The 21,719-nt window shown below is 67.4% G+C and carries 20 protein-coding genes; 10 read left to right on the top strand and 10 right to left on the bottom strand.

Annotated features, from left to right (window positions below):
* Nucleotides 1-108: 108 nt before the first annotated feature.
* A complete protein-coding gene (locus ACZ5U5_RS32825; protein WP_469028936.1) occupies nt 109-1,491 on the bottom strand; it encodes a serine hydrolase domain-containing protein in 1,383 nt (460 codons plus the stop codon).
* 307 nt (nt 1,492-1,798) lie between these two features.
* Nucleotides 1,799-2,194: a RidA family protein gene (locus ACZ5U5_RS32820; RefSeq protein WP_469028934.1), complete on the bottom strand. Its 396-nt coding sequence runs from the start codon at nt 2,192-2,194 to the stop codon at nt 1,799-1,801.
* A gap of 136 nt (nt 2,195-2,330) precedes the next feature.
* Here ACZ5U5_RS32820 and ACZ5U5_RS32815 point away from each other — a divergent pair, with 136 nt between their 5' ends.
* Nucleotides 2,331-3,308, top strand: a complete 978-nt coding sequence (locus ACZ5U5_RS32815; RefSeq protein ID WP_469028931.1) for a helix-turn-helix transcriptional regulator — start codon at nt 2,331-2,333, stop codon at nt 3,306-3,308.
* 23 nt (nt 3,309-3,331) lie between these two features.
* Here ACZ5U5_RS32815 and dnaB read toward each other — a convergent pair whose 3' ends face one another.
* On the bottom strand, nt 3,332-4,810 hold the full coding sequence (gene dnaB, locus ACZ5U5_RS32810; RefSeq protein ID WP_469028929.1) for a replicative DNA helicase: 1,479 nt from the start codon (nt 4,808-4,810) through the stop codon (nt 3,332-3,334).
* Nucleotides 4,811-5,270: 460 nt separating this feature from the next.
* On the opposite strand from dnaB, the gene ACZ5U5_RS32805 reads away from it, so the two are divergent.
* Complete coding sequence (locus tag ACZ5U5_RS32805) at nt 5,271-6,608, top strand: MATE family efflux transporter (RefSeq protein WP_469028927.1); 1,338 nt, start codon at nt 5,271-5,273, stop codon at nt 6,606-6,608.
* Nucleotides 6,609-6,742: 134 nt separating this feature from the next.
* Here ACZ5U5_RS32805 and rplI read toward each other — a convergent pair whose 3' ends face one another.
* The 4 genes from rplI to rpsF all read right to left on the bottom strand — a co-directional run bounded on the left by rplI (nt 6,743) and on the right by rpsF (nt 8,489).
* Nucleotides 6,743-7,189, bottom strand: coding sequence for a 50S ribosomal protein L9 (gene rplI, locus ACZ5U5_RS32800; RefSeq protein ID WP_190082966.1), 447 nt, complete (start codon nt 7,187-7,189; stop codon nt 6,743-6,745).
* Between the two features lie 18 nt (nt 7,190-7,207).
* A complete protein-coding gene (gene rpsR, locus ACZ5U5_RS32795; RefSeq protein WP_003949403.1) occupies nt 7,208-7,444 on the bottom strand; it encodes a 30S ribosomal protein S18 in 237 nt (78 codons plus the stop codon).
* A 56-nt stretch (nt 7,445-7,500) separates the two neighbouring features.
* Nucleotides 7,501-8,118, bottom strand: a complete 618-nt coding sequence (locus tag ACZ5U5_RS32790) for a single-stranded DNA-binding protein (protein WP_469028924.1) — start codon at nt 8,116-8,118, stop codon at nt 7,501-7,503.
* Between the two features lie 80 nt (nt 8,119-8,198).
* Complete coding sequence (gene rpsF / locus ACZ5U5_RS32785) at nt 8,199-8,489, bottom strand: 30S ribosomal protein S6 (protein ID WP_006604399.1); 291 nt, start codon at nt 8,487-8,489, stop codon at nt 8,199-8,201.
* Nucleotides 8,490-8,765: 276 nt separating this feature from the next.
* Here rpsF and ACZ5U5_RS32780 point away from each other — a divergent pair, with 276 nt between their 5' ends.
* The 3 genes from ACZ5U5_RS32780 to ACZ5U5_RS32770 all read left to right on the top strand — a co-directional run bounded on the left by ACZ5U5_RS32780 (nt 8,766) and on the right by ACZ5U5_RS32770 (nt 11,467).
* A complete protein-coding gene (locus tag ACZ5U5_RS32780; protein ID WP_399395643.1) occupies nt 8,766-9,077 on the top strand; it encodes a hypothetical protein in 312 nt (103 codons plus the stop codon).
* Nucleotides 9,078-9,223: 146 nt separating this feature from the next.
* On the top strand, nt 9,224-10,345 hold the full coding sequence (locus tag ACZ5U5_RS32775) for a lipid II:glycine glycyltransferase FemX (RefSeq protein WP_361828908.1): 1,122 nt from the start codon (nt 9,224-9,226) through the stop codon (nt 10,343-10,345).
* A gap of 90 nt (nt 10,346-10,435) precedes the next feature.
* Nucleotides 10,436-11,467, top strand: a complete 1,032-nt coding sequence (locus ACZ5U5_RS32770) for an alanine racemase (protein ID WP_363210315.1) — start codon at nt 10,436-10,438, stop codon at nt 11,465-11,467.
* Between the two features lie 94 nt (nt 11,468-11,561).
* On the opposite strand, the gene ACZ5U5_RS32765 is transcribed toward ACZ5U5_RS32770, so the two are convergent.
* Together ACZ5U5_RS32765 and ACZ5U5_RS32760 are read right to left on the bottom strand one after the other, a co-directional pair.
* Nucleotides 11,562-13,109, bottom strand: a complete 1,548-nt coding sequence (locus tag ACZ5U5_RS32765) for a glycosyltransferase family 87 protein (protein ID WP_469028921.1) — start codon at nt 13,107-13,109, stop codon at nt 11,562-11,564.
* Nucleotides 13,110-13,240: 131 nt separating this feature from the next.
* Nucleotides 13,241-15,616, bottom strand: a complete 2,376-nt coding sequence (locus tag ACZ5U5_RS32760) for a transglycosylase domain-containing protein (protein ID WP_469028918.1) — start codon at nt 15,614-15,616, stop codon at nt 13,241-13,243.
* An 18-nt stretch (nt 15,617-15,634) separates the two neighbouring features.
* Here ACZ5U5_RS32760 and ACZ5U5_RS32755 point away from each other — a divergent pair, with 18 nt between their 5' ends.
* The 5 genes from ACZ5U5_RS32755 to ACZ5U5_RS32735 all read left to right on the top strand — a co-directional run bounded on the left by ACZ5U5_RS32755 (nt 15,635) and on the right by ACZ5U5_RS32735 (nt 20,121).
* On the top strand, nt 15,635-15,862 hold the full coding sequence (locus ACZ5U5_RS32755; RefSeq protein WP_469028916.1) for a hypothetical protein: 228 nt from the start codon (nt 15,635-15,637) through the stop codon (nt 15,860-15,862).
* Between the two features lie 502 nt (nt 15,863-16,364).
* Complete coding sequence (locus tag ACZ5U5_RS32750) at nt 16,365-17,051, top strand: PadR family transcriptional regulator (RefSeq protein ID WP_469028913.1); 687 nt, start codon at nt 16,365-16,367, stop codon at nt 17,049-17,051.
* Nucleotides 17,052-17,110: 59 nt separating this feature from the next.
* Nucleotides 17,111-18,193 carry an inositol-3-phosphate synthase gene (locus ACZ5U5_RS32745; protein WP_469028911.1) on the top strand — a complete coding sequence of 361 codons (1,083 nt, stop codon included), beginning with the start codon at nt 17,111-17,113 and terminating at the stop codon, nt 18,191-18,193.
* A gap of 78 nt (nt 18,194-18,271) precedes the next feature.
* Nucleotides 18,272-19,525, top strand: a complete 1,254-nt coding sequence (locus ACZ5U5_RS32740) for an MFS transporter (RefSeq protein WP_469028909.1) — start codon at nt 18,272-18,274, stop codon at nt 19,523-19,525.
* A gap of 116 nt (nt 19,526-19,641) precedes the next feature.
* Complete coding sequence (locus ACZ5U5_RS32735) at nt 19,642-20,121, top strand: LppU/SCO3897 family protein (protein ID WP_469028906.1); 480 nt, start codon at nt 19,642-19,644, stop codon at nt 20,119-20,121.
* 100 nt (nt 20,122-20,221) lie between these two features.
* Here the strand turns inward: ACZ5U5_RS32735 and ACZ5U5_RS32730 are convergent, their stop codons facing one another.
* Nucleotides 20,222-21,688: a CCA tRNA nucleotidyltransferase gene (locus tag ACZ5U5_RS32730; protein WP_469028904.1), complete on the bottom strand. Its 1,467-nt coding sequence runs from the start codon at nt 21,686-21,688 to the stop codon at nt 20,222-20,224.
* Nucleotides 21,689-21,719: the final 31 nt, after the last annotated feature.

Here is a 21,719-nt window from a genome sequence, read left to right as displayed (position 1 = left end):
GTCTTCGTTTTTGGCGTGGTGTGTTGTTTTGGGTTTTGTGCTGGGGGGGTTTTTTCTCCCCCCCCCCCCCCCCCCCCCCCCACCGGCTCGCCGATTTTGTAAGGACTCCTACAGGGGAAGCCCGCGCCACCCCTCCGGGTCCACCCCACCGGGCACGGGCGTCCCCGCCTCGTACGGCTCCCGGGTGAAGAAGAACGAGCCCAGGTCGAGATGGCTCACCGTCCCGTCGGACCGCCGCACCGCCCGCAGCCGCTCCCCGGCAAAGTAGCCGTCGAGCCCGGTCCAGGCCCCGTCGCCGTTCGGTCGGAACCCTGATCCGCGGCCCCGGCCCGCAAGGGGCGCCAGCTCGAGTGCACCGTCGGCCTTCGGCCGCAGCACGAAGGTGCTCGTCCCCCAGTACCAGGGCCCCGCCAGCTTCAGCAGGCCCTCGTCCAACTCGGGCAGGGGACGCCACGCCTCGGGGATACGAGGCTCCGCCTCCGCCACGATCTTCAGCAGGTCGAAGGCCAACGCCGTCACAGCGGGGCCCGAGGTGCAGTTGGTCAGCGTGACCGCCACCAGGCCGTCCTCCGCGCTCGCCCACAGCCCGGCCATGAAGCCCGGCAGCGACCCGCCGTGCCCGACCAAGGTGCGCCCGTCCCCGCGGATCAGCTGCGTCCCCAGGCCGTACGTGACGTCCCAGTCCCCCGGCGCCAGGGGCGACGCGGGCTCCCGCATCTCCCGCACCGTGTCGGCGGACAGCACCCGGTCGTCGCCTTCCAGGAGAAAGGCGGCAAAGCGCCCCAGGTCCGCCGTCGTGGACCACAGCTGCCCGGCCGGTGCCATGAGGCCCAGATCCTCGGCGGGTTCGGGCATCATCACGTCGGCCCACGGGTGGACGGCCCAGCCACCCGCGTGCGGGGCCTGCGGCTGCGCACTCGTACGGTCCAGGTCCAGCGGCTCCAGGATCTCGCGGCGCAACACGGCTTCCCAGGGCTCTCCCCGCAGCGCCTCGATCAGCGAACCGAGCAGCGTGTATCCGGGGTTGGAGTAGTGGAAACGGCGCCCGGTGGGGTGCTTGAAGGGCTGCTCACCCAGCACGGTCCCGAGCTCGGGGCGCTGCGAGGCGGGCGTACGCTCCCACCATTCACCCGGCGTCTCGGCCGCCAACCCACTGGTGTGCGCGAGAAGTTCCGCAATGGTGACGTCGCCAGCGGCCGTACCCGGAAGGTGCTTCTCCAGGGGGTCGGAGAGGTCGAGGACGCCCTCGTCGCGCAGCCGCATCACCAGCACGGCGGTAAAGGTCTTGGTGATCGAGCCGATGCGGTACTGGACGTTCTCGTCCGGTGCGTGCCCCTCGACGCAGGTGCGGCCCTCGGTCCACACCAACTCGCCGTCCCTGATCACCGAAGCGACAAGTGAGGGCGCCCTCCCCTCCGCTTGAGCAGTGGCGACGCGGTGCAGCAAAGCTCGACGGGTGGTGGGCAGCAACTCTTCACGCGGTGATGTCATGGCCCTAGTCCACCTTCGGAGAAGCCGCGCGTCGAGCCAATTCAGCTGTCGGCTACGCACAACGCGAGCCGCCGCCCGCCAGAACATGCGCAACGGCGGCCTCGACGCCCCGCCGGTCCCGGTCGACACCAAGCACCGCTACCACCGCTCTCGGCGCCGGTCCTCGGTTACGCCGCCCCGACCGCCACCGACATCGCCGAGGGCGTGACCACCCTCGGCGATGCCACGCGGCGCCTGACCTGACATACAGCCAGAAGCCTTTGCCTTCACCGCCAGAACCCCTATGTGGCACGGCGGAGAGGTCGCCTCACGCGACGGCAGTGCCCTCGAGTTCGACCATCTGGCCGGGGATCGCCAGCCGCGTCACCCCGAGCATCGTGGTGGTCGGTGCCACACCGGCAACGCCCAACCGCGATGCCAGAACGCCGTAGTGCGGGAACAGGAGGTCGACGTCCGTGGTGTACACGTTGAGCCGGACCAGGTTCGCGAGGGACATGTCCGCCTCGCCGAGCACGGCCTCCAGGTTGTCGAGACTCAGCGCCAACTGCGCGGCCATGTCGCCGCCATGCTGGGGCTTGCCGTCACCGTTCATCGCGGTCTGCCCGGAGCAGTACAGGGTCCGGGTGTGTCCGGAGACGACCTCACCCTGGTTGAATCCCATCTCCACCGACCACGTCACCGGGTTGACTGCCGTTCGTTCCATTGCCACATCAGCTCCATTCGATTCATGGCGAGCACGTACGTCCGTCGGCGTTCTGAAGGCCATCGGTGACGTCGGTGCTCAGGAGCCTCGCAACAATTCACGACATCCTCGGTCATGTATTTGAGAGGGTTCTCGTATGCGCGCCGACCGACTCGTCTCGCTGGTGCTGTTGCTGCGTCAGCGCGGCCGGCTGACCGCGGACATGCTGGCCCGCGAGCTCGAGGTGTCCACCCGCACCGTGCTGCGGGACATCGAGGCATTGTCCGCGGCAGGCGTCCCGGTCTACGCCGAACGCGGACGCCACGGCGGTTTCGCCCTGCTGCCCGGTTTCCGGACCGAGCTCACCGGCCTGAACCACGACGAGGCCCTCGCCCTGCTGACCGCCGGCTCGGGACGCGGCGAGCAGACGTTCGGGCTCGGCTCAGCGCTCGCCTCGGCCATGCGCAAGGTGGTCGACGCGCTGCCCGAGAGCCACCAGGCCTCCGCGAGCGATGCGGCCCGACGGATCCTCGTGGAGCCGGAAACCGACCTGCTCTCACGGCGACCGGTCACCGAGAAGGTGCCCGACGCCACCATGATCGAGGTCCGGCGCGCCGTGCTCGCCGGACACAGGCTGCGCATCCACTACGCGGCCACGGGCCAGCCGCCGCAGTGGCGCACGGTGGATCCGATTGGCCTGGTCACCGTGCGCGACCGGGGATACCTGCTGGCCAGGAGATCCGACGCGGACCGCACCTACCGGCTGTCGCGAATACTGGCTGCCGAGGAACTCCCAGAACCGGCACAGCGACCGAACCGAGTCGATCTTGAAGAGGCTTGGCGGGAACGCTGTGCGCGGTTCCTGTCCGACGGCCACATCGCCGTGCTGGTACGGGTGAGCCCGGAGCGGCGCGAGGACCTGCTGAGCACCGCGGTGGCTGTCCGCGCCGAAGAGCCCGAGGCAGAGGGCTGGCTGCGGCTGGAGGTGACGTTCCAGGATTCACGCCACGCGGAGTGGGCGCTGTGGCAGCTCGGCACGGACGCGGAAGCCTTGTCCCCGAGGTCGTTGCGCATCGCCCTGCGCGACCGGGCCGCCGAGATCGCCACTCGCTACGCGGACCCACCGCGTCGATGACGGCCCCCCAGCAAGCGGAAGTGCTACGTCTGCGCCATGTCCACGAAACGCGAGTAGTGGCCCTGGAAGGCCACGGTGATCGTCGCCGTCGGACCGTTACGGTGCTTGCCCACGATGATGTCCGCCTCGCCCGCGCGCGGTGACTCCTTCTCGTACGCGTCCTCGCGGTGCAGCAGGATCACCATGTCCGCGTCCTGCTCGATGGATCCGGATTCGCGCAGGTCGGATACCTGGGGCTTCTTGTCCGTACGTTGCTCGGGACCACGGTTCAGCTGCGAGAGCGCGATGACCGGGACCTCGAGCTCCTTGGCGAGCAGCTTCAGGTTTCGCGACATGTCCGAGACCTCTTGCTGACGGCTCTCGGCGCGCTTCGAACCACCGGACTGCATCAGCTGCAGATAGTCGATGATCACCATCTTGATGTCGGCACGCTGCTTGAGACGGCGGCACTTCGCGCGGATCTCCATCATCGACAGGTTCGGGGAGTCGTCGATGTAGAGCGGGGCGGCCGAGACCTCGGGCATCCGGCGCGCGAGCCGCGTCCAGTCCTCGTCCGTCATCGTGCCGGAGCGCATGTGATGCAGCGCCACCCGGGCCTCCGCGGACAGCAGGCGCATCGCGATCTCGTTGCGCCCCATTTCCAGGGAGAAGATGACGCTCGGCAGGTTGTGCTTGATGGACGCGGCACGCGCGAAGTCGAGGGCCAGCGTGGACTTACCCATGGCGGGGCGGGCCGCGATGACGATCATCTGGCCCGGGTGCAGGCCGTTCGTCAGCGAGTCGAAGTCCGTGAATCCCGTCGGCACTCCGGTCATCTCGCCGCTGCGCGAGCCGATCGCCTCGATCTCGTCGAGCGCGCCCTCCATGATGTCGCCGAGCGGAAGATAGTCCTCGCTGGTGCGCTGCTCGGTGACGGCGTAGATCTCGGCCTGGGCGCTGTTGACGATCTCGTCGACGTCGCCGTCGGCCGCGTATCCCATCTGTGTGATGCGTGTGCCCGCCTCGACGAGGCGACGCAGGACCGCCCGCTCGTGGACGATCTCGGCGTAATACTCGGCGTTCGCCGCGGTCGGCACCGTCTGCACCAGCGTGTGCAGATACGAGGCCCCGCCGACCTTGGTGATCTCACCGCGCTTGGTGAGCTCGGCCGCCGCGGTGATCGGGTCGGCCGGCTCCCCCTTGGCGTACAGGTCGAGGATCGCCGTGTAGATCGTCTCGTGCGCGGGCCGGTAGAAGTCGTGGCCCTTGAGCACCTCGACGACATCGGCGATGGCGTCCTTGGAGAGCAGCATGCCGCCGAGCACCGACTGCTCGGCGTCGAGATCCTGCGGAGGTACGCGCTCGAAGGCGGTGCCACCGCCGTCCCAGCCACCGCCTTCGCGGCCGCGCTCGTGCTGCTCGTCGCGGCCTCTGCCTCCGTCGCGGCGCTGTCGGGAGACGGGCAGACGGTCACTGGGACCGCTGTCGGCCCAGGGGTCGTCCAAGGGCTCGGAAATACTCACCGGGCCACCTCCCTCACGTCCGCCGCGCGGACCTCGCCGTGCCCTTCTTTCTTACGGCACGACACTGACAAATAAGCGGCCCGACTCCGGTTCTGACGCGTCGGTTTTACGGGCTTTCCGAGGCCGGATCACGAGGGGGGCGCCGCCCCACGGTAGGCCCGTGGGCACCGTCAGCCAATCTGGTTATCCACAGGCGGTGTGGATGACGGGCGCGTTGCTGTGGAGAACCCCGCCAAACCTGTGCACGGCTCGGTGGACAGCCCTGTGAACAAGCACTCAGCGTTCTCCATAAACCGCCTCTGACCTGCACCTTTCCCGTCCACCGGCTGTGCAGAAGAAAAACTTCCCCAGTCGGACCAAGTTCCTGCCGAACAGCGCGCCGAAGAGTGTCCGACTCGAGACCAGGTAAGGGTCTTAAGAGCATTGCATCTCTTACCTGTGGAAGATTAGATTGGTGCCCATGACACAGGCTCCCGCGGCGCCCAAGACCGCTCGGCGACAGCATGACCGAGAGATCATCGCCCTCGCCGTTCCCGCCTTCGGCGCGCTCGTCGCCGAGCCTCTCTTCGTAATGGTCGACAGCGCCGTCGTGGGCCACCTCGGCACCGCACAACTGGCCGGACTCGGCGTCGCCTCGGCGCTCCTCACCACCGCCGTGAGCATCTTCGTCTTCCTCGCCTACGCGACCACGGCCGCCGTCGCCCGCCGGGTGGGCGCCGGGGATCTCCAGGCCGCCATCCGCCAGGGCATGGACGGCATCTGGCTCGCCCTCCTGCTCGGCGCCGCCGTCATCGCCGTCGTTCTTCCCGCCGCACCCGCGCTCGTGGAGCTCTTCGGTGCATCGGACACCGCGGCACCGTACGCGATCACATACCTCCGCATCTCCTCGCTCGGCATCCCCGCCATGCTCGTCGTCCTGGCCTCCACCGGTGTCCTGCGCGGGCTCCAGGACACCAAGACCCCGCTGTACGTCGCGATCGGCGGCTTCGTCGCCAATGGCGTCCTCAACGTGGCCCTCGTCTACGGCGCCGGCCTGGGCATCGCAGGATCCGCCTGGGGCACCGTCATCGCCCAGTGCGCGATGGCCGCCGTGTATCTCTTCGTCGTCGTCCGCGGAGCCAGACGCCACGGCGCCTCCCTACGGCCCGACGCCGCCGGGATCAGGGCCTGTGCCCAAGCCGGCACCCCACTTCTTGTGCGTACGCTCTCGCTGCGGGCGATCCTCATGATCGCGACCGCGGTGGCGGCCCGCCTCGGCGACGCCGACGTGGCCGCCCACCAGATCATCCTGTCCCTGTGGAGCCTTCTGGCCTTCGCGCTCGACGCCATCGCCATCGCAGGCCAGGCGATCATCGGACGCTACCTCGGCGCGAACGATCCCCAAGGAGCGCGCGACGTCTGCCGTCGCATGGTGCAGTGGGGCATCGCCTCGGGCGTCGCTCTCGGTGTGCTGGTCGTCCTCGCCCGGCCACTGTTCATCCCGCTCTTCTCCAGCGACTCCGTCGTCCAGGACGCGGCCCTGCCCGCACTTGTGGTGGTGGCCATCTCCCAGCCGATCTGCGGCATCGTCTACGTCCTCGACGGCGTCCTGATGGGCGCGGGAGACGGCCGCTATCTGGCCTGGGCGATGCTGGCCACGCTGGCGGTCTTCGCTCCGGTGGCACTCCTCGTGCCCACTCTCGGGGGCGGACTGACCGCCGTCTGGGGAGCGATGACCCTGATGATGGCGGTCCGCATGGTGACCCTCTGGCTGCGTACGCGCTCCGGCCACTGGATCGTCACCGGCGCCACCCGCTGATCCTCGTCCCGCTCGCTCGTCCCGCTGTTTCACGTGAAACAGCGGGCCCGTGAAACAGCACGTCCGTGAAACACGTTGGGCCGCACCCTGAGGGTGCGGCCCAACGGTTGCTTCAGCCCTGCCAAGCGCAGTGCTTAGGCGGAGACGACCTCGATGTTGACCTGAGCGGCAACCTCGGGGTGCAGACGCACGGACGTCGCGTGGGCGCCCAGCGTCTTGATCGGCGAGCCCAGCTCGACGCGACGCTTGTCGATCTTCGGGCCACCGGCAGCCTCGATCGCCGAAGCGACGTCAGCCGGGGTGACGGAACCGAAGAGACGACCGGCGTCGCCGGAGCGGACGGCCAGACGGACCTTGACGCCCTCGAGCTTGGCCTTGACCTCGTTGGCCTGCTCGATGGTCGCGATCTCGTGGATCTTGCGAGCACGACGGATCTGCTCGACGTCCTTTTCGCCACCCTTGGTCCAGCGGATCGCAAAGTTCCGCGGGATCAGGTAGTTGCGGGCGTAGCCGTCCTTGACGTCTACGACCTCGCCGGCGGCACCGAGGCCGGAGACCTCGTGGGTGAGGATGATCTTCATTTGTCGGTCACCCTTCCCTTATCGCGCGGTGGACGTGTAGGGCAGCAGCGCCATCTCACGGCTGTTCTTCACGGCCGTGGCGACGTCACGCTGGTGCTGCGTGCAGTTGCCGGTCACGCGGCGGGCACGGATCTTGCCGCGGTCGGAAATGAACTTCCGCAGCATGTTCGTGTCCTTGTAGTCCACGTACGTGACCTTGTCCTTGCAGAATGCGCAGACCTTCTTCTTAGGCTTGCGCACAGGCGGCTTCGCCATGTGTTCTCTCCTGTTTGATCAAGAAGTGTGGGAACGGCCCACCCTTGGCCTGAGGCCTAGAAGGGGGGCTCGTCCGAGTAGCCGCCGCCGGAGCCGCCAGAGCCGCCGGCGCCGCCGGAGCTTCCGCCCCAGCCACCGCCGCCGCCCTGCTGACCGCCGCCGGCCGGCGCACCGGTCGCCCAGGGGTCGTCGGCGGGAGCACCGCCGCCGCCCTGCTGCTGACCGCCGCCACCGGGGCCGCCGCCCCAGTTGCCGCCGCCCTGCTGCTGGCCGCCGCCACCGCCGCCGTAACCGCCCTGGCCGCCTCGACCGGTGGTCTTGGTGACCTTGGCCGTGGCGTTCTTCAAGCTGGCGCCCACTTCCTCGACGTCCAGCTCGTAGACCGTGCGCTTGACGCCCTCACGGTCCTCGTACGACCGCTGCTTCAACCGGCCCTGCACGACGACGCGCATGCCTCGCTGAAGCGACTCCGCGACGTTCTCCGCCGCCTGACGCCAGACCGAGCAGGTGAGGAAAAGGCTTTCGCCGTCCTTCCACTCATTGGTCTGACGGTCGAAGGTGCGGGGAGTGGACGCGACACGGAACTTCGCGACCGCCGCACCGGACGGGGTGAAGCGCAGCTCGGGGTCGTCGACAAGATTGCCGACGACCGTGATGACGGTCTCGCCTGCCATGGGGGAACCTCTCGGCGGGTTTGCTGCTGGCTGCTTTTGCTGCTGCTACTCGGATCCCGAATACCGCTGAGCTAGGAAGCTCAGTGGGTCTCGGGACGGAGGACCTTGGTCCGGAGGACCGACTCGTTCAGGTTCATCTGGCGGTCGAGCTCCTTGACGACCGCAGGCTCGGCCTGCAGGTCGATGACCGAGTAGATGCCCTCGGGCTTCTTCTTGATCTCGTACGAGAGACGACGACGGCCCCAGGTGTCGACCTTTTCGACCTTTCCGTTGCCCTCACGGACGACGGAGAGGAAGTTCTCGATCAACGGGGAGACAGCGCGCTCCTCGAGATCGGGGTCGAGGATGACCATCACTTCGTAGTGACGCATGTGGAACCCACCTCCTTTGGACTCAGCGGCCACGGTCGTTCCGTGGCAGGAGGGTCGTGATGCGTACGCAACGGTATCGGCAGCCACTGACAATCGGGCTCCCCGATCAGTAGACCGATCGGGAGTCCCTGCCATGGCCTGGGCAGACACCGGTGCAGACGGTACAGAGTACCCGCACCTGGGCTTCCGGTTGAAATCCGGCCGCGAAAGGGCAGAATCTGTACACATCGGGTGTGTATGGCGCTACAGTGCGCCGCCTTCCGCAGGAGGTGCCTCATGGCACAGACATTGCGACCGAACACCGCCGGCTCTCTCTTCGCCACGGACGGCAAGGCCCATCCCATGCAGGACACGCTGCTCGGCGTGACCCTGATCCTGGGTGCGATCGCCTTCGTCACGGCGATGTTCCACAACCTCCATCTGCTCAGCTCGTGGGCCGGCCTGGTGGGGATCGCCACGGGTGCCTGGGGACAGTTCATCTCCGAGACGACCCGCGAGCGCTTCGGCCTGATCCTCGGTCTCGGAGCCTCGGCGGTCGGATTCTTCCTGGGTATGGCCCACGGCGGACTCTTCGGCGGGCTTTGGTAACCGACCCCGGACGCCCCCGCCGCACCTGAGGCGGGGGCCAAGGTTCCGTACGCCCAGACGGGGCGCTCTCGGGGCACAGTAGGCTTCGGCGCGAGAGCCGGAGCCCCTGTACCCATGGGGACACACCAGCCCGAGGAGCGCCCCGAATGAGTCTGACCCTGAGGACCATCAGTCGCGAGCAGCATCTGGCGTATATCCAGAGCCTGCCGTCGGCAAGTCATTGCCAGGTCCCGGCATGGGCGGATGTGAAGAGTGAATGGCGTTCGGAGAACCTGGGCTGGTTCGACGACCGGACCGGCGAACTCGTCGGTGCGGGCCTGGTGCTCTACCGACAGCTGCCCAAGGTGAAGCGCTACCTCGCGTACCTTCCCGAGGGCCCGGTCATCAATTGGTACGCGCCGAACCTGGACGACTGGCTGCAGCCGATGCTTGCGCATCTGAAGCGGCAGGGTGCCTTCTCCGTGAAGATGGGCCCGCCGGTCGTCATCCGGCGCTGGGACGCTCCCGCGATCAAGTCGGGCATCCAGAACCCGGACGTGAAGCGCCTGCGGGACGTCGAGGCCTCGCACATCGAGCCGCGTGCCTTCGAAGTCTCCGACCGGCTGCGGAAGATGGGCTGGCAGCAGGGCGAGGACGGCGGCGCCGGCTTCGGTGACGTACAGCCGCGTTATGTCTTCCAGGTGCCGCTGGCCAACCGCTCCCTGGACGAGGTCCTCAAGGGCTTCAACCAGCTGTGGCGACGCAACATCAAGAAGGCCGAAAAGGCCGGCGTCGAGGTTGTCCAGGGCGGTTACGAGGACCTCGCCGAATGGCAGCGCCTCTACGAGATCACCGCGATCCGCGACAAGTTCCGTCCGCGACCGCTGGGTTACTTCCAGCAGATGTGGCGGGCCCTCAACTCCGAGGACCCCAACCGCATGCGGCTGTACTTCGCGCGGCACAACGGCGTGAACCTGTCCGCGGCGACGATGCTCGTCGTCGGCGGGCACGTCTGGTACTCCTACGGCGCCTCGGACAACATCGGCCGTGAGGTCAGGCCCTCGAACGCGATGCAGTGGCGGATGCTCCGGGACGCCTACGCGCTCGGCGCCACCGTCTATGACTTGCGGGGCATCTCCGACTCCCTGGACGAGACGGACCACCTCTTCGGACTGATCCAGTTCAAGGTGGGCACGGGTGGAGAGGCTGTCGAGTACATCGGCGAGTGGGACTTCCCGCTCAACAAGCTGCTCCACAAGGCGCTCGACATCTACATGTCGCGACGCTGACCGCACCGCCCCGGCACAATTCGCGTAACCCCGAATAGTCTTCATACCTCTGATACACCGCAGCCACGAGAAAGGTTCCGGGATCCGGCCATGGCGCTCACGCTCTATGTCGACACCGCGCGCTGGCGGGCACACCACAAGCACGTGCTGGAGCAGTTCCCGGGAATCGTCCCGGTCTGCAAGGGCAACGGCTACGGCTTCGGTCATGAGCGCCTCGCGGAAGAAGCGACCCGCTTCGGCTCCGACGTCCTCGCCGTCGGCACCACGTACGAAGCCGCCCGGATCAAGGACTGGTTCAGCGGCGATCTGCTGGTCCTGACCCCGTTCCGGCGGGGCGAGGAGCCCGTGCCACTGCCCGACCGCGTCATCCGCTCCGTGTCGTCCCTGGACGGCGTACACGGCCTCGTGGGCGCCCGCGTCGTCATCGAGGTCATGTCCTCGATGAAGCGGCACGGCGTGAGCGAGCAGGAGCTCTCACAGTTGCACGCGGCCATCGAGGACGTACGGCTCGAGGGCTTCGCGATCCACCTGCCGCTGGACCGCACCGACGGCTCGGACGCCGTCGAGGAGGTCATCGGCTGGATGGATCGGCTGCGTGCCGCCCGTCTTCCGCTGCACACGATGTTCGTCAGCCACCTCAAGGCCAACGAACTCGCCCGCCTGCAGCAGCAGTTCCCGCAGACGCGCTTCCGCGCCCGCATCGGCACGCATCTGTGGCTGGGTGACCACGAGGCCACCCAGTACCGCGGCGCCGTCCTGGACGTCACGCAGGTGACCAAGGGCGACCGCTTCGGCTACCGCCAGCAGAAGGTCGCGTCCGACGGCTGGCTGGTCGTCGTCGCGGGCGGCACCTCGCACGGCGTCGGCCTGGAGGCGCCGAAGGCGCTGCACGGCATGGTGCCGCGGGCGAAGGGCGTGGCCCGCGCGGGCCTCGCGACCGTCAACCGCAACCTCTCGCCGTTCGTGTGGGGCGGCAAGCAGCGCTGGTTCGCGGAGCCACCGCACATGCAGGTCTCCATCCTCTTCGTGCCCTCGGACGCGCCCGAGCCGAAGGTGGGCGAGGAGCTGGTGGCCCATCTGCGGCACACCACCACGCAGTTCGACCGCATCGTCGACCGCTGATCACAGGCGGACCGACCACAAACTGAAGGGCCGGGAGCACGATGGTCGCTCCCGGCCCTTCAGTCATTCCCGGCCACCTCTGCGGCCTGTTCGCTCAGGGTGAAACGTCGGTCGGGGCCGACCCCCACCGCACCTGAGGCCCCTCGGAGAGGTGCACCCTATGCCCCGGCGAGTGGGCCGACTGGCCGAGGACGAAGACGTCCGGCGCACCGTCCAGGACGCCCCCTGAGGGGTCGTCGTCGCCGGACCGCCGCACCGGGTCCCTCTCCGGCATCAGGATGTCGCGCACGATCACGGCACACAGGTACAGCGTCCCCAGCAGGTGCACCACGATGGCGAATTGATAGCCCTCGGTCGGCAGGCCCTTATGCGCGTCTCCACTTGTCGTATACGCGAGGTACAGCCAGATCCCCAGGAAGTACGCCACCTCACACGCCTGCCAGATCAAGAAGTCACGCCACCGCGGGCGGGCCAGCGCCGCGAGGGGGATCAGCCACAGTACGTACTGCGGCGAGTAGACCTTGTTGGTGAGGATGAACGCGGCGACGACCAGGAAGGCAAGCTGCGCGAAGCGCGGGCGGCGCGGCGCGGTCAGGCCCAGCGCGCCGACCCCGAGGCAGGCGAGGAGCATCAGCGCCGTCGCCAGGGTGTTGACCGTGTCCGTGGACAGCGGGTCGTCCATACGCTGCGAGAGGATCAGCCAGAACGATCCGAAGTCGACGCCCCGCTCCTGGCTGAAGGTGTAGAACTTCGCCCAGCCCTCGCGAATGTGGAAGCCCGTAGCGTCGTGGGTGATCATCACAGGCAGGTTCACCACGAGCCAGGCACCGACTGCGGCCCCGGCCGTCATCCAGAAGGCCCGCCAGCGCCCCGCTCGCCAGCACAGGATGAGCAGAGGCCCCAGGAGCAGAGCCGGGTAGAGCTTCGCAGCGGTCGCCAGGCCCAGCAGGACGCCCGCGGAGAGCACCCCGCCCCGCGCCCACATCAACATCGCGGCGGCCGTGAGAGCGACGGCGAACAGGTCCCAGTTGATGGTGGCCGTCAACGCGAACGCGGGCGCCAGAGCGACCATCAGGCCGTCCCACGGGCGACGCCTGTGGGTGCGGGCGACACAGACTGCGATGACCGCCGTACAGGCCATCAGCATCCCGGCGTTGACCATCCAGTAGAACTTCTCCTGGTGCTGGATGCTGCCGCTGCCCGGGGTCAGCCAGGAGGCCACCTCCATGAACACGCCGGTCAGCACCGGGTACTCGAGGTACTCCATGTCTCCGGGCAGCTTGTCGAAGTAGGGGACAAGCCCGTCGGCGAATCCGCGCCCCTGATAGAGGTGCGGGATGTCGGAGTAGCAGGCGTGCGTGTACTGCGAACTCGCACCCTGGAACCAGGCACCGTCGTAACAGGGCATCTTCTGCACCATGCCGAGCGCGAACATCCCGATGGCCACGAGCGCGATGACGCGTACGGGAGTCCACCATGTCGCCGCGTACAGCACTCTGCGGCCGATGGGTCCGCCGATCAGCTCGCTGCCGGCCGCTGCGACCTCATCCTCCCGGGTCGGCCGTACCGGCTCCGACTGTTGTGCACTAGTGGTCTTGTGCACGCTCGTGCGCGTCGTCTCTGCACTGGGCATGCCGCACATCCTGCCGTATGCACCTGGGAACACGGAGAGGGCCGCCACACCGGTGCGGTGTGGCTGCCCTCTTCAGCGCTCAGTGGTGCATGTTTCACGTGAAACAGTGCGTTCACGTGAAACATGCACACGGGGTTCGGTCAGCCTCCCGGGCCCCCTAGCCAGCCTCCGTTGCCGCTCCCGTTGTTGCCTCCGCCGCCTGTCGGTTCTTCCGTGGCCGGTGGCGACTCCCCGCCAGTGCTGCCCTCGGCGTCCCCGCCTTCCGACGTACCGCCGTTGTTGTTGCACTGCCAGTCCCAGTCCGCACAGGACTCATCGGGATCAGGGCTGTCCGACGGGGTCGGAGACGGGCTGGTTTCCGAGGGCGTCGGCGAGGGGCTCTTCTCCGGCTCCTCGGTCTTCGAGGGGGTCGGGCTTGGGGCCGGGGGCGGAGTCTCGCCGACGACTTCACCGATCGGTGCCGGGACCGGGAAGTTCTCTACGCGTTCGCCCTTCAGGGCCTGCTCCATGTAGCTCTTCCAGATCTGCGCGGGGAACGAGGCACCGTGGATCTTCTCCTCGCCACCCGTACCGAACATCTCCAGGAACTCGCGCTTCTTGTTCCCCTCGTCATCGTCGAGGCGGTACATGCTGATCGCGGTCGACAGCTGCGGGGTGTACCCGACGAACCAGGCGGACTTGTTGCCGTCGGTCGTACCGGTCTTGCCCGCCACCTGGCGACCGCTCAGCTGGGCCGCGCTGCCCGTGCCCTTGTCGACAACGGTCCTGAGCACGTCAGTGACGTTGTCGGCGACCTCATCGTCGAAGGCTCGCTTGGGCTCTGCATCGTGCTGGTAGACAGTGTTGCCCTTGTACTCGACTTCCTTCACCGAGTACGGGTCGTTCTGCTTACCGCTCGCCGCGAAGGTGGAGTAGGCGCCGGCCATCCGGATCGCACTCGGGGAGGACGTGCCGAGAGAGAAGGACGGGTAGTTGGCGCTGGCCAGGCTGTTCTCCTTGATGCCGGAGGCGATGGCCGCGTCCTTCACCTTGTCCAGACCGACATCCATGCCCAGCTGCACATAGGCCGAGTTCACCGACTCCCGCATCGCCTCGCGGAGGTCGATCTGGTAGGTGGGCGCGTTGTACGACGCGTCACCGTCGTTGGTCTGCAGCCACTCCTTGCCTTCCCGGTCCTTCCAGACGGTGCCATCGAAGTTCTGGATCTTGAGCTGGTTCTTGCCGCTGTAGAGGCTCTTGGGGTTGACGATGGTGCGCTGTTCCTCGCCCTGATCCGCCGTCCCGTCCGGGTCGCGCGTTCCGTCCTTGAACGCCGCTGCCAGCACGAAGGGCTTGAACGTCGAGCCGACCTGCGCACCGGTCTGGTCCGCGTTGTTGGTGAAGTGCTTGGTCGCGTCCTCACCGCCGTAGATGGCTTCGATCGCCCCGTCCTCGGGATTCACGGACGCGCCACCGAACTGGACGTGGGTGTCCTTGTCCGGCCGCTGCTTGGGCTTGATCTTCGCCTTGCGGACCTTCTCCACGGACTTCTCGAGCTTGTCGACCTTCGACTTGTCGAAGGTCGTGTGGATCTCGTAGCCGCCCTGCTGAAGGTCGTTGGCCGTGATCTCGCCCTTGCTGTTGTTGATCACGTATGCCTTGGCCAGGTCGACCAGATAGCCGACCTGTCCGCCCAGTTTTCCGTTGGAGCGCGGGTTCTGCAGCTCCGGGAAGTCCTTGTACTTGTTCCGGACCTCGGCGGTCAGGTGCCCGTCCTTGACCTCTTCGTCAAGAATCCAGCGCCACCGCTTTGTGGCACGAGCGCGGTTGGCTTGCGCCGTGGCGGCGGGATCGACCTCGGGGGAGCCGGCCGGGTCGTAGTACGTGGCGCCCTTCAGGACCGTCGCCAGGAACGCGCACTGGCTGGGGTTCAGCCTGGAGGCGTCCTTATCGAAGTAGGCGCGTGCAGCTGCCTGGATGCCGTAGGCCCCGCGACCGTAGTAGGCGGTGTTGAGATACCCCGCCATGATGTTCTCCTTGGACTCCGTCCGGCCCACCTTTATGGAGATGAAGAGCTCTTTGAACTTACGCGTGAACGTCTGCGACTGGTCGCCCAGGCGCGCGTTCTTCACGTACTGCTGGGTGATGGTCGAGCCACCTTGGGTCTCTCCGCCCTTGGCCATGTTGACCACGGCCCGCGCGATACCCATGGGGTCGACGCCCTTGTCGTCCTCGAACGTCTTGTTCTCGGCCGAGATGACGGCGGTGCGCATCGCTTCGGGGATCTTGTCGTAGTCGATGATCTGCCGGTTCGTCTCACCGCCGGTCGCGACCATCTGCTTGCCGTTGGCCCAGTAGTAGACGTTGTTCTGCGCCTTGGCCGCTTCGTCGACCTTCGGCACCTCCACCAAGGCGTACGCGATCCCGGTGACCGCCATCAGGCCACCGAGAAACCCGACGAACAGGCCGGTGACAAGACGCCAGGACGGAACCCAGCGGCGCAGTCCGTCCTTGTCCGAACGCGGGTAGTTGATCAACCGCTTCTTGCCGGGCTCATGTCCGCCACGACCTCGGCCTCGGCCGGGCCCATTCGGGCCACCCCCACCGCGGCGCCCGCCACCTCCGGCGCCTCCGCGCCCGGAGCCGGCTCCGTCGGCCGCTCTGCGGCGGCCTCCACCCGCGCCGACAGCGCCACTGCGCTGTGCGGCACGGCGGGCCTCGGCACGGCCGCCGTAGGAACGGTCCCCGTCGTCAGGGGCTCCTGCTCCGTGCGAGCCGGTTGAGGAAGTGGGCGATCCAGTGGCGCCACGCGGTGCCGCGCGGCGACCCGACGACGCGCCTGGGGCGGCGCGTCTGGCCGCGGCGCGTCCGCCGCCCTGCGGCTGCGGCGGTTTGCGACGGTGCTCGCTCATCGAACGATTACTCCTCGGGCAGGCGCAGGTATCCGCGCCTGGAAACGGCGGCTGGTTTCCGGTCCCCCCGAAGTACGGATGCGCCGCTGCCGGCGCTCATCCGCACTACACCAGGGTCAACGACGCCCTCACGCGTCACTTGGTTCCCGGCGGTCTGCATGGCGCACAGACTACGCACCGTCAAAACCCTCTTAGCGCAGAAGTTCACCCCAAATCAGGCAAGTTACTTCCTACGAATCGGTGATGTGACGCCGTTCACCGATTCCCCTCTTGTCTCAACAGGCGGGCCGTTCTATCGTCTCGATGTATCGAGTCGATACATCAGCTCGGCATAAAGACCGTGTCGACAGACGCTGACAGACGGGAGGCGAAGATGAGCAGACGCTCCGGCATCCTCGAGTTCGCCGTCCTCGGCCTGCTGCGCGAGTCCCCGATGCACGGCTATGAGCTGCGTAAACGGCTCAATACTTCGCTGGGAGTGTTCCGCGCCTTCAGCTACGGGACGCTTTACCCCTGCCTCAAGACGCTGGTCGCCAACGGCTGGTTGATCGAGGAAACGGGTGGCACCCCCGAGGAGACCCTCGCGGCGCCTCTCTCCGGGCGCCGCGCCAAGATCGTCTATCGGCTGACGGCGGAAGGTAAGGAGCACTTCGAGGAGCTGCTCTCCCAGACCGGCCCCGACGCGTACGAGGACGAACACTTCGCCGCCCGCTTCGCCTTCTTCGGGCAGACCTCGCGGGACGTACGCATGCGGGTGCTCGAGGGGCGTCGCAGCCGCCTCGAGGAACGTCTGGAGAAGATGCGCGCCTCCCTGGCCCGTACCCGGGAGCGCCTGGACGACTACACGCTTGAGCTGCAGCGGCACGGAATGGAGTCCGTGGAGCGCGAAGTGCGCTGGCTGAACGAGCTCATCGAGAGCGAGCGCGCGGGACGGGACCAGCAACGGCCCGCCCCGGACGGCTCCGCTCAGCACGACAGCACATCTGGGGAGTCGGGCGGCCTGCCCCGGCGGCGGGACACGAACCCGCCGCCGGATCCGTCCGATGACACCGCCAAGTGAGGTCCCGCGGTCCGCGGGGTCTCATCCGGAATACACAGATCACACAGGGAGCAACCGGAATGGGTTCGGTTCGCGTAGCCATCGTCGGCGTGGGCAACTGCGCCGCCTCGCTGGTCCAGGGCGTCGAGTACTACAAGGACGCAGACCCGGACGCCAAGGTCCCGGGCCTGATGCACGTCCAGTTCGGCGAATACCACGTCGGCGATGTCGAGTTCGTCGCCGCCTTTGACGTCGACGCCAAGAAGGTCGGGCTCGACCTCTCGGACGCCATCGGCGCCAGCGAGAACAACACCATCAAGATCTGCGACGTGCCGAGCGCGGGCGTCACGGTCCAGCGCGGCCACACCCACGACGGCCTGGGCAAGTACTACCGCCAGACCATCGAGGAGTCCGCCGAGGCCCCCGTCGACGTCGTCCAGATCCTCAAGGACAAGCAGGTCGACGTTCTCGTCTGCTACCTGCCGGTGGGTTCCGAGGACGCCGCGAAGTTCTACGCGCAGTGCGCCATCGACGCCAAGGTCGCCTTCGTCAACGCCCTCCCGGTCTTCATCGCCGGCACCAAGGAGTGGGCCGACAAGTTCACCGAGGCGGGCGTCCCGATCGTCGGCGACGACATCAAGTCCCAGGTCGGCGCCACCATCACGCACCGCGTGATGGCGAAGCTGTTCGAGGACCGCGGTGTCCGTCTCGAGCGCACCATGCAGCTCAACGTCGGCGGCAACATGGACTTCAAGAACATGTTGGAGCGCGACCGCCTCGAGTCGAAGAAGATCTCGAAGACGCAGGCCGTCACCTCGCAGATCCGTGACCGTGAGCTGGGCGAGAACAACGTCCACATCGGTCCTTCGGACTACGTGGCGTGGCTCGACGACCGCAAGTGGGCGTACGTCCGCCTCGAGGGTCGCGCCTTCGGTGACGTCCCGCTGAACCTGGAGTACAAGCTCGAGGTCTGGGACTCCCCGAACTCGGCCGGTGTCATCATCGACGCCCTGCGCGCCGCGAAGATCGCCAAGGACCGCGGCATCGGCGGCCCGATCCTCTCCGCGTCCTCGTACTTCATGAAGTCCCCGCCGGTGCAGTACTTCGACGACGAGGCCTACGAGAACGTCGAGAAGTTCATCAAGGGCGAGGTCGAGCGCTGAAGCTCGCCCCTTGAACGGCTGTTGAGGGTCCCCGGGCAATCCGCCCGGGGGCCCTCCTCGTATGTGAGGCTGGGGATCATGGCTGTCGTCGGTGACCTGCGCGTACTGCTGCGCCTGCGGGGCTTCCGGCGGTTGCTCGCCGTGCGGCTGCTCTCCCAGGGCGCGGACGGCGTCTATCAGGTGGCCCTCGCCACGTACGTCGTCTTCTCGCCGGAGAAGCAGACCTCACCGGGCGCGATCGCCTCCGCGATGGCGGTGCTGCTCCTTCCGTACTCACTGATCGGCCCCTTCGCCGGCGTACTCCTCGACCGCTGGCCACGCCGTCAGGTTTTTCTGTACGGCAACCTGCTGCGGACCGCTCTCGCCTCGGTGACCGCGGTGCTGATGCTGAGCGGCGTGCCGGACTGGCTGTTCTTCGCCTCCGCGCTCTGTGTCACGGCCGTCAACCGTTTCGTCCTCGCCGGGCTCTCGGCGGCGCTGCCGCGTGTGGTCGACGCCGAGCGCCTGGTGATGGCCAACTCCCTCTCACCGACCGCGGGAACGCTGGCCGCCACTGTGGGCGGTGGTCTCGCGTTCGTCGTGCGCCTGGTGGGCCCTGATTCGGACGCGGCGGTCGTCCTGCTCGGGGCCACCCTGTATCTCTGCGCGGCGCTCGCTTCACTCCGGATGGCGCGTGAGCTTCTTGGCCCGGACCCGGAAGTGGTGCAGCCTCGCCTCGTCGCGGCGCTCTCCGGTACGGCGCGGGACCTGATGGCCGGGGTGAGGCATCTGTCGCAGAGGCGCCCGGCCGCCCGCGCGCTGCTCGCGATGACGTTCATGCGGTTCTGCTACGGCGCCCTGACGGTCATGGTCCTGATGCTCTGCCGTTACGCCTGGTCGTCCTCGGAGTCCGACGGTCTTGCCCTGCTCGGGCTCGCCGTGGGCATCTCGGGGGCGGGCTTCTTCGCCGCGGCGGTACTGACGCCCTGGGCGGTGAGCCGCCTGACGGCCGGCGGCTGGATCGTCACCTGCGCGGGCACCGCGGCGATCCTGGTACCGGCGCTCGCCCTCCCCTTCACCCCGGCCCCGCTGCTCGTCGCCGCGTTCCTGCTTGGCTTGACGACGCAGGGAGCGAAGATCGCCACGGACACGGTGGTGCAGTCGGCGGTGGACGACAACTTCCGTGGCCGGATCTTCTCGGTCTACGACGTCCTGTTCAACGTCGCTTTCGTCGGTGCGGCGGGAGTGGCCGCACTGATGCTGCCGCCTGACGGACGATCGGTCCCCCTGGTGGTCACGGTGGCCGTTATCTACGCAGCGATTGCTGCCGCTATGGCCAGATTTGACGCATAGTAAGTGTTACATCAGTGACACAGAGCACCTCTCGACTTCAGAGATGTCACTGCGTCCCTATAACTTACGGACGTCGTATCCGCGCCATCGCGCTTCCGTTCGAGGGGGACCCCCAAGTGACCACTCCGCCCCAGGGCCAGAATCCGTACAGCCAGGGCGTGCAGCCGCATCCCGGGCAGCCGGGCCAGCCCGGCCTGCCCACCGCGCCCGTGCCGCAGCAGCCTTACCCGCCGTACAACCAGGGGGCGCCGGTTCCTCCTCCGGCCGCTCCGAGCGGGGGTCGCGGCAAGAAGCTCATGCTTCGGATCGGCGGCTTCATAGTCGTCGCCATCCTCATCGCTGTCGGCAAGTTCGTCCTGGGCAAGAGCGACGCCGAGACCACGGCCGTCGGTGACTGCCTGCACAACAAGGGCACGCAGTCCGCGCCGGACCTCAAGGACACCGACTGCTCCTCGAGCGACGCCGAGTTCGAGGTCATCGAGAAGTTCGACGACACGAGCAGCGTCAGCAAGTGCGAAGCGGTCAAGGGGACCGAGGTCTCCTACTACCAGACCGGTAGCGGCCACGACGTGGTGCTCTGCCTGAAGAACAAGTAGCGGCATACGCGAGGGGGCACTGTTTCACGTGAAACAGTGCCCCTTCGCATGTCCGGATCCGGTGCGATGTTTCACGTGAAACATCGCACCCTGCCCCATCTCACTCCTGCGCGGCCCACCACTCCTTGAGCGCCGCGATCGCCGCGTCGCGCTCCATCGGCCCGTTCTCCAGCCGCAGCTCCAGCAGGAACTTGTAGGCCTGGCCGATCGCCGGGCCCGGCCGCACGTCCAGGATCTCCATGATCTCGTTGCCGTCGAGGTCCGGGCGGATCGAGTCCAGCTCCTCCTGCTCCTGAAGCCGCGCGATGCGCTCCTCAAGGCCGTCGTACGCGCGCGACAGTGCGTTGGCCTTTCGCTTGTTGCGCGTCGTGCAGTCGGACCGGGTCAGCTTGTGCAGCCGGTCGAGGAGGGGGCCCGCGTCGCGTACGTAGCGACGTACGGCGGAGTCCGTCCACTCGCCCGTTCCGTAGCCGTGAAAGCGCAGGTGCAACTCCACCAGGCGCGAGACGTCCTTCACGAGCTCGTTGGAGTACTTGAGCTCTGTCATCCGCTTCTTGGTCATCTTGGCGCCCACCACCTCGTGGTGGTGGAAGGAGACCCGGCCGTCGTCCTCGAAGCGCCGCGTCCGCGGCTTCCCGATGTCGTGCAGCAGCGCCGCGATCCGCAGCGTCAGGTCCGGGCCGTCCTCCTCCAGCGCCATCGCCTGCTCGAGGACGATCAGCGAGTGGTCGTAGACGTCCTTGTGACGGTGGTGCTCGTCACTCTCCAGGCGCAGCGCCGGAAGCTCCGGCAGCACACGGTCGGCGATGCCTGTGTCGACAAGTAGAGCCAGCCCCTTCGCCGGGTACGGCGAGAGGATCAGCTTGTTCAATTCGTCACGGACGCGCTCCGCGGAGACGATGTCGATGCGCTCGGCCATCGCCTTCATCGCGGCGACGACTTCCGGAGCCACCTCGAAGTCGAGCTGCGCGGCAAACCGGGCGGCACGCATCATCCGCAGTGGGTCGTCGGAGAAGGAGTCCTCCGGGGTACCGGGGGTGCGCAGGACACGCTCCGCCAGGTCTTCCAGGCCTCCGTGCGGGTCGATGAACTCTTTCTCCGGCAGAGCGACGGCCATCGCGTTGACGGTGAAGTCACGACGGACGAGGTCTTCCTCGATGGAGTCGCCGTACGACACCTCGGGCTTGCGCGAGGTCCTGTCGTAGGCCTCGGACCGATATGTCGTGACTTCGATCTGAAAGCGCTGATCAGCGTCTCCGACGCGGGCGTCCTTCTGGCTCCCGACCGTGCCGAAGGCGATCCCGACCTCCCAGACCGAGTCCGCCCACGGCCTGACGATCTTCAGTACGTCCTCGGGGCGGGCATCTGTCGTGAAGTCCAGGTCATTGCCGAGCCGGCCAAGGAGCGCGTCTCTGACGGACCCACCGACCAGGGCGAGAGAGAACCCGGCCTCCTGGAAACGGCGGGCAAGGTCGTCCGCGACAGGGGACACACGCAGCAGTTCACTGACCGCGCGGCGCTGCACCTGGCTCAGTGCGCTGGAATTTTCTTCATTGGCGTTCGGCACAACAGAAAAGGGTACGTGCCCCGGACGCCCC

It is taken from the genome of Streptomyces sp. NPDC033177, assembly GCF_055577715.1.
Note: the sequence above shows the minus strand (reverse complement) of the source record. Positions and strands in the feature narration are given on the sequence as shown.